Annotated in this window: 10 protein-coding genes and 1 pseudogene; 7 read left to right on the top strand and 4 right to left on the bottom strand. The window is 68.5% G+C overall.

All coding sequences use genetic code 11. From position 1 onward, the window contains the following. The 4 genes from HOQ08_RS00695 to HOQ08_RS00680 form a co-directional block, all read left to right on the top strand. The coding region (locus HOQ08_RS00695) for a P-loop NTPase (RefSeq protein WP_291190020.1) at window positions 1–396 on the top strand (396 nt) is incomplete at its 5' end. Next, window positions 393–935: an NADPH-dependent FMN reductase gene (locus tag HOQ08_RS00690; protein ID WP_291190017.1), complete on the top strand. Its 543-nt coding sequence runs from the start codon at window positions 393–395 to the stop codon at window positions 933–935. The genes HOQ08_RS00695 and HOQ08_RS00690, both read left to right, overlap by 4 nt. A 149-nt stretch (window positions 936–1,084) precedes the next feature. Beyond that, window positions 1,085–1,651, top strand: a complete 567-nt coding sequence (dcd, locus tag HOQ08_RS00685) for a dCTP deaminase (RefSeq protein WP_291190014.1) — start codon at window positions 1,085–1,087, stop codon at window positions 1,649–1,651. Between the two features lie 95 nt (window positions 1,652–1,746). Further along, window positions 1,747–2,238 carry a hypothetical protein gene (locus HOQ08_RS00680; protein WP_291190010.1) on the top strand — a complete coding sequence of 164 codons (492 nt, stop codon included), beginning with the start codon at window positions 1,747–1,749 and terminating at the stop codon, window positions 2,236–2,238. Between the two features lie 69 nt (window positions 2,239–2,307). Here the strand turns inward: HOQ08_RS00680 and HOQ08_RS00675 are convergent, their stop codons facing one another. Both HOQ08_RS00675 and HOQ08_RS00670 read right to left on the bottom strand, forming a co-directional pair. After that, complete coding sequence (locus HOQ08_RS00675; protein WP_291190007.1) at window positions 2,308–2,727, bottom strand: HIT domain-containing protein; 420 nt, start codon at window positions 2,725–2,727, stop codon at window positions 2,308–2,310. Next, window positions 2,724–3,395, bottom strand: a complete 672-nt coding sequence (locus HOQ08_RS00670; RefSeq protein WP_291190004.1) for a dienelactone hydrolase family protein — start codon at window positions 3,393–3,395, stop codon at window positions 2,724–2,726. Before HOQ08_RS00670 ends, HOQ08_RS00675 begins: the two co-directional genes overlap by 4 nt. Window positions 3,396–3,573: 178 nt before the next feature. Here HOQ08_RS00670 and rimO point away from each other — a divergent pair, with 178 nt between their 5' ends. The 3 genes from rimO (at window position 3,574) to HOQ08_RS00655 (ending at window position 6,220) form a co-directional block, all read left to right on the top strand. Then, window positions 3,574–4,911: a 30S ribosomal protein S12 methylthiotransferase RimO gene (rimO, locus tag HOQ08_RS00665; RefSeq protein WP_291190001.1), complete on the top strand. Its 1,338-nt coding sequence runs from the start codon at window positions 3,574–3,576 to the stop codon at window positions 4,909–4,911. Window positions 4,912–4,917: 6 nt separating this feature from the next. Then, window positions 4,918–5,721 carry a DUF3025 domain-containing protein gene (locus HOQ08_RS00660; protein WP_291189998.1) on the top strand — a complete coding sequence of 268 codons (804 nt, stop codon included), beginning with the start codon at window positions 4,918–4,920 and terminating at the stop codon, window positions 5,719–5,721. 91 nt (window positions 5,722–5,812) lie between these two features. Next, on the top strand, window positions 5,813–6,220 hold the full coding sequence (locus HOQ08_RS00655) for a DUF202 domain-containing protein (protein ID WP_291190023.1): 408 nt from the start codon (window positions 5,813–5,815) through the stop codon (window positions 6,218–6,220). A gap of 15 nt (window positions 6,221–6,235) precedes the next feature. Here HOQ08_RS00655 and greB read toward each other — a convergent pair whose 3' ends face one another. Further along, window positions 6,236–6,742: a transcription elongation factor GreB gene (gene greB, locus HOQ08_RS00650; protein WP_291189994.1), complete on the bottom strand. Its 507-nt coding sequence runs from the start codon at window positions 6,740–6,742 to the stop codon at window positions 6,236–6,238. Further along, window positions 6,739–7,063 (bottom strand): annotated as a pseudogene (locus HOQ08_RS00645) (hypothetical protein); the annotation flags it as partial. The gene greB and the pseudogene HOQ08_RS00645, both read right to left, overlap by 4 nt.

Here is a 7,063-nt window from a genome sequence, read left to right as displayed (position 1 = left end):
ATCGTCACCACGCCGCAGGACATCGCGCTGCTCGACGCGATCAAGGCGCTGAAGATGTTCGAGAAGGTCGAGGTGCCGGTGCTGGGCCTGGTCGAGAACATGTCCACGCACGTGTGCTCCAACTGCGGCCACGAGGAACACGTGTTCGGCGCCGGCGGCGGCGCGCGCATGGCGGACAGGTACGCAGTGCCGTACCTGGGCTCGCTGCCGCTGGACATCCGCATCCGCGAGCAGGCCGACGGCGGTACGCCGACGGTAGTGGCGATGCCCGAGTCCGATCTGGCCGCGCGCTATCGCCAGATCGCGCGCAACGCCGCGGGCCGCCTTTCGCGCCAGCCACGCAACAAGTCGCTGGGGCTGGGCAAGATCGTGGTGCAGAACGCACCCTCGGCGTGAGTGCGTCGCGCAAGCGGGTGCTGTGCCTCTCCGGCAGCCTGCGCCGCAACTCGGCCAACACAGCGGCGCTGCAGGCGGCGCAGGCGCTGGCGCCAGCGACGCTTGAACTGGTGTTGTACCAGGGCCTGGACGATTTGCCGCTGTTCAATCCGGACGTCGAAGCCGCCGCCGTGCCTGCGCCGGTGCTCGCCCTGCGCGAGAGCGTGGGGCAGACCGACGCGCTGCTGATCGCCTGTCCGGAATACGCCCACGGCGTGCCGGGCGCGTTCAAGAACCTGCTGGACTGGCTGGTCGGCAGCCTGGAGTTTCCCGGCAAGCCGGTGGCGCTGCTCAACGCCTCCGGCCGCGGTTCGCACCATGCGCAGGAGGCGCTGGCGGAGATCCTCGTGACCATGTCCGCGCGTGTACTGGGCGGGGCGTCGTGTGGCGTGGCGCTGCCGGGCGCCGGCTGCAGCCGCGAAGAGGTACTGGCCAGCGCCGAGCGCAGCGCCGAACTGCGCGCCATGCTGGCTGCGCTTGGAAACGCGCTCTTCGCTTAGGGCTTCAGCCCACCAAAGGTTTCGTCTGTACGGTAGCCGAAGTCCACCTTACAGTCCTGCGCGGGGATGGGTAGGTGGCGCCGTTGCCGCCGGACCGTGTATTTTTCCCGCTTTGCGCCCGGCAACCGGGCCACCGATGGAGCGCAAGCGTGAGCATCAAGTCCGACAAGTGGATCCGCCGCATGGCCCAGAGCCAGGGCATGATCGAGCCGTTCGAGCCGGGCCAGGTGAAGCTGCGCGAGGGCAACAAGCTGGTGTCCTACGGCACCTCGAGCTACGGCTACGACGTGCGCTGCGCGCGCGAGTTCAAGATCTTCACCAACATCAATTCGACCATCGTCGATCCGAAGGCGTTCGATCCGACCAGCTTCGTCGACGTCGAGGCGGATGTGTGCATCATCCCGCCCAACTCCTTCGCGCTGGCGCGCACGGTCGAGTACTTCCGCATTCCGCGCAAGGTGCTGACCATCTGCCTGGGCAAGAGCACCTACGCGCGCTGCGGCATCATCGTCAACGTCACGCCGCTGGAGCCGGAGTGGGAGGGCCACGTGACGCTGGAGTTCTCCAACACCACGCCGCTGCCGGCCAAGATCTACGCCAACGAGGGCGTGGCGCAGATGCTCTTCCTCGAATCGGACGAGGAGTGCGAGACCAGCTACAAGGACCGCGGCGGCAAGTACCAGGGTCAGCAGGGCGTGACCCTGCCGCGTACCTGAGCACGGCTGAACGGCCCGTCGTTCCCACCGGATGCCGCCTTCCCCGCCGGCGCTACACTGCGCAGGCCACCACGAATCACCTGCAGGAGATCCGCATGACCCGCTTTTCGACCCTGATGCAACGAGCCGGCGCGGCGATTGTGTTCGGCAGCCTGCTGGTGGTGGCCGGTTGCCACCGCGAAAGCGTCAAGGACAGGACCGCCATCGAGCAATCGCAGAGCAAGTTCGACGTGACCCTGAAGGCCTACAAGAGCGGCCAGTTCCTGGTCGACGGCGCCGTGCTCTCCGCGCTGGATACCGGTAGCCACTTCGCCTACCTCAAGGACGTCGGCAAGCTGCCCAAGACGGTGCTGCTGCTGCCCAGCGACGATTCCAAGATCCGCAAGGCGCACCTGGAGTTCATGGCGCGCATGCAGCTCGACTACGGCTTTGCCGTGTACTACGACGACGACGGCACGCTGAAGAAGATCAATCCGGTGGAGACCAAGGCGCGCGCGCTGGAGGACTATCACGCCCCGGTCAAGATGAACGACTCGCAGAAGGGCAAGGACGCATCCAGCGGCGGCTTCGATCCGCAGCAGCAGTAGTCGTTCCGCTCGGGCCTCCCCGCATGGTGGAGGCCCGCACACGGCGGCACCGAGCGTGGCGGGTGCCGCTCAGCGCGGGCTTTGCAGCGCCTCGCGCAGGCGCTCCACCAGCATATCGCGCGCAGTTGGATCGTAGGGCACGGCCGCGCCGCTGCCCCATACCGGTCCAGGCCAGGCGGCATCGCCTTCGCGGCGCGCCACCACATGCACGTGCAACTGCCGGACGACGTTGCCCAGTGCACCGAGGTTGAGCTTGTCGCACGTCGCCACCGCCTGCAGCGCGGCGCCGGCGCGGTCGACCTCGTGCCACAGCAGCGTGCGTTCCGAGGGCGTCAGGTCGGCGACCTCGACCAGGCCGGCGCGCTGGGGCACCAGCACCAGCCAGGCGAAGCGCGCATCGTCCATCAGGCGCGCTTCGCACAGGTCCAGCCGGGCGACCGGGCGGGTATCGGCCGACAGCCGCGGATCGAGCAGGAACCCGGCGTTCATGCGCCCGCCAGCTCGCGGTCGAAGAAAGCGAGCGTGCGCTGCCAGGCGAGCTTCGCGCTGGCCTCGTCGTACGCGTGCGGATCGACGTCGCGGTTGAAGGCATGCCCGGCGGGGTAGGTATAGAGCTCCATCTGTGGCAGCAGCTCGCGGTGCCTGGCGACCGCCTCGGGCGGAATGCTCGGGTCCTTCTCGCCGAAATGGAACATCACCGGCGCCCTGGGCTTCTCGCCCAGGAACGGCACGTTGCGCGCACCGTAATAGCTCACCGAAGGCAACCCCAGGCGCAGCGCCGAAAGCAGCGCCACCGTGCCGCCCCAGCAATAACCGACCGTGCCGATGCGGCCCGCGGAGGAAATCGCCTCGGCCGCGCTGGCCACGTCTTCCACCGCACGGTCCAGGCCCAGTTCGGCCACCAGCGACTTGCCGCGCTCCATGCCTGTCTTGTCGTAGCCCAGTTCCACGCCGCTTTCGAGGTGGTCGAAAAACGCCGGCGCCAGCGCGGTATAGCCCGCCGCGGCGAAGCGGTCGGCCACGTTGCGGATGTGTGCGGTGACCCCGAAGATCTCCTGGATCACGATCACTCCGCCCTTCGGCCTGCCTTGCGGCCTGGCGAGGTAGCCGCCGATGCAATGCGTGCGGGTGGTGGGGATGTTGATCGACTCGCCCATGAGGTGCTCCTGCTGGTACCGCACATTGTAAGTGGGGCAGGGAACAGGGAATGGGGAGCAGGGAACGTGAAGGACGCGCGGCCATGGGCTTGCGGGTGCCTGCTTTGCCGTACTCCGTTCTCCGTTCTCCGTTCCCCTATAATCGCCGGTTTTCCCGGCATTTCCGCGGTAGCTCCCCATGTCGCAGGTCTCCCCCAGGATCGGTTTCGTCAGCCTCGGTTGCCCCAAGGCGCTGGTCGATTCCGAGCGCATCCTCACCCAGCTCAAGGTCGAGGGCTACGAAATCGTGCCCAGCTACCAGGCGGCGGACGCGGTGGTGGTCAACACCTGCGGCTTCATCGACGCGGCGGTGCAGGAATCGCTGGACGCCATCGGCGAGGCCTTGCACGAGAACGGCAAGGTGATCGTCACCGGCTGTCTGGGCAAGCGTTCGGAGCTGATCCGCGAGGCGTATCCGGAAGTGCTCTCGATCAGCGGCCCGCAGGACTACGCCAGCGTGATGAGCGCCGTGCACACCGCGCTGCCGCCCACGCACAACCCGCTGCTGGACATCATCCCGGACACCGGGATCAAGCTCACACCCAAGCACTACGCTTACCTGAAGATTTCGGAGGGCTGCAATCACCGCTGCAGCTTCTGCATCATCCCTTCGATGCGCGGCGACCTGGTCTCGCGACCGGTCGACCAGGTGCTCATCGAGGCGGAAAAACTGGTCAAGGGCGGCGTCAAGGAACTGCTGGTGATCTCGCAGGACACCAGCGCCTACGGCGTGGACCTGAAGTACGCCGAGCGCGAATGGCGCGGCAAGGCCTGGCGCACGCGCATGACCGAGCTGTGCCAGGGCCTCTCCGAGCTGGGCGTATGGACGCGCCTGCACTACGTCTACCCGTATCCGCACGTGGACGAGGTGATGCCGCTGATGGCTGAAGGGAAGATCCTTCCCTACCTGGACATCCCCTTCCAGCACGCCAGCCCGCGCATCCTCAGGCTGATGAAGCGTCCGGGCAACATCGACAAGACGCTGGAGCGCATCCGGAGCTGGCGGGCCGCCGTGCCCGAGCTCACCCTGCGCAGCACCTTCATCGTCGGCTTCCCCGGCGAGACGGACGCGGAGTTCGAGGAACTGCTCGACTTCCTGCGCGAGGCGCAGCTCGACCGCGTCGGCGCCTTCGCCTATTCGCCGGTGGAGGGCGCGCGCGCCAACGACCTGCCCGATCCGGTTTCCGAGGAGCTGAAGGAAGACCGGCTGGAGCGCTTCATGGCGGTGCAGGCGGAAATTTCCGCCGCCAAGCTGCAGCGCAGGATCGGCCGGACGATCACCGTGCTGGTCGACGAGGCAGGCGAGGGCGGCGCGATCGCGCGTTCCTCTGCCGACGCCCCGGAGATCGATGGCGTGGTGCACGTCGCCGATGGCCATGCGCTCAAGCCCGGCCAGTTCGTACAGGTGACGGTAGAGGGTGCCGACGAGCACGACCTGCATGCACGCCTGGCACAGCCGCTGCTGAAGGTCGTCTAGCTGTCCATGCGCCACGTCGCGCCGGCGCGCGGGGCGGTCGATCCGGCCGTGTTCGGACGGCCGCCGCTGGATGCCTGGCGCGAATACGCGGACCTGCTGCACGGCCCCGAGTGGCCCGCCATCGCAACGATCAACGCTCGTCGGCCGCCAGCCATGCGCGAGCGGTTCACGGCACAGATCCCCGCCCTGCTCGCCGACGGCCGCCATTACGAAGAGCGCATTGCCGAGACCGGCGCCATCGCCACCCGCGAGCGCAACTGGCACGACCTGTTCAACGCGCTGGTATGGCTGCGCCACGCGCCGCTCAAGCGTGCGCTCAACGCGCAGCAGGTGGCCGAGATGGCCCACGCCGGGCCCAGGCAGCGGACGCGCCCGCAGTGCGCGCTAACGCATTTCGACGAGGCCGGCGTGATCGTGCTGGTGCGCGACGCCGGCCTGCTCGCGCTGTGGGATGTGCACGACTGGCATGGCCTGTTCTGGCGCCGCCGCGATGCCTGGCTGGATGGTTCGCTGGAATTGGTGGTGTTCGGGCACGCCTTGCTCGAACACGCGTTGACGCCCGCACGGTCCCTGGTGGGCAAGGCGGTCGTGGTGCTGGGCAAAGGCGGCCCGGCGGCGGCATGCGAGCGCGTTGCCACGGCCATCGCCACTGGATGCCTGCTGCGCGACCCGCAGGAGCTCCGGCCGCTGCCCCTGTCGGGGCTCCCGGGCTGGGACGAGCGCAGCGCGAGCGAAGCCTTCCATCGCGAGGCCGTGTCCTATCGGCCACTGCGGCCCGGGCGCAGCTATCCAGCGCCGCTCGCTGCGTAACGGATGTTGCGCTCATCGGGCGCATACGCCACGAGCCCTTGACGCAAGCCCCCGCACAGTGGACCTCTGCCGATGCGCGGAGTCCTTGGGTGTGATCCCCCGCTTCAACGACCACGCCGCCAACGAACGCACCTACCTGGCCTGGGTGCGCACCGCGATCGCGGTAATGGCGTTCGGTTTCCTGGTCGAACGCTTCGACCTGTTCATCACCTACGCCTCGCAGAACGCCTCGCGCGCGGCGCACAGGCTGCACCTGCACCTGCGCACGACCGAGTGGGTCGGTCTGCTGCTGATCGTGTTCGGCGCGCTGATCATCCTGCTCGCCTCGGCGCGCTTCCTGCGCAACCGCCGCGACATCGCGCACGAACGGTTGGAGGCCTATTCGGGCCCGGTGGGCGAGAAGCTGCTGGCGGCGATCCTGGTGTTGCTGGGTCTGTTCCTGGTCGTGTACGTGGGACAGGAGCTGGCGGCGCTGGGCACCCAGCCGGATACGGGTTGACCGAACCCGGCGCGGTCAGTCGGAGGCGTAGTCGACGGCGGTTACGGCAAAACGCGCGCGGCCGGACGGCAGCTCCGCCTCGAACTCGTCGTCCTGCTTCTTCTTCAGCAGGGCGCGGGCAAGCGGCGAGTCGATGCTGATCCAGCCGCGCCGGGCGTCGGTTTCGTCGGGGCCGACGATTCGATAGCGCACGGACTCGCCGGTGGCGGTGTTCTCCAGTTCCACCTGTGCGCCGAAGAACACCGTTTCCCGGTCGGCCGGTACGCCCTCGGCCACCTTGAGCTGCGGGATCCGCTTGCTGAGGTAGCGCACGCGCCGGTCGATCTCTCCCAGCTGCTTCTTGCGGTAGGTGTACTCGGCGTTCTCGGAGCGGTCGCCTTCGGCCGCTGCGGCGGCCAGTGCCTTGACCACTTCCGGGCGCAGCGTGTGCCAGAGATGGTCGAGCTCGGCCTTGAGTTTCTCGAAGCCCTCGCGCGTGACGATCGCGGTGGAGGACGGGCCGGGCGGGCGCCAGCGGCTCATGCCGCGCCTGCCGTCTGCCGCAGCTGGGCGGCCAATGCGTCGAGGTCGGGGCGCAGCGGATGGTCGGCGGCGGGCGTACCCGCCCGGCCGAGCAGGGCCAGCGCTTCGGCCGGCTGGCCGAGCGGGCCGCCGAGCAGGCGCGCGCCGAGCAAGGCGCACTGCGGCGCACGTGCATCGTTCGGCCAGGCCTTGACGAAGCCCCGGCAGAGCCGCGCGGCCATGCGGTTCATGCCCTGCCGCGCGGCGAGTTCGGCCAGCGTGGCGGCATTGGCCGGGTCGTCCGGCAGGAAGGCGGGATCCAGTTCGCTGCACTCCTGCACC

Origin of the sequence: Frateuria sp. (genome assembly GCF_013362045.1) — a bacterium.
In the GTDB taxonomy this organism is placed as follows: Bacteria; Pseudomonadota; Gammaproteobacteria; order Xanthomonadales; family Rhodanobacteraceae; genus Frateuria_A.
This window is presented reverse-complemented; position numbering and strand designations above follow the sequence as displayed.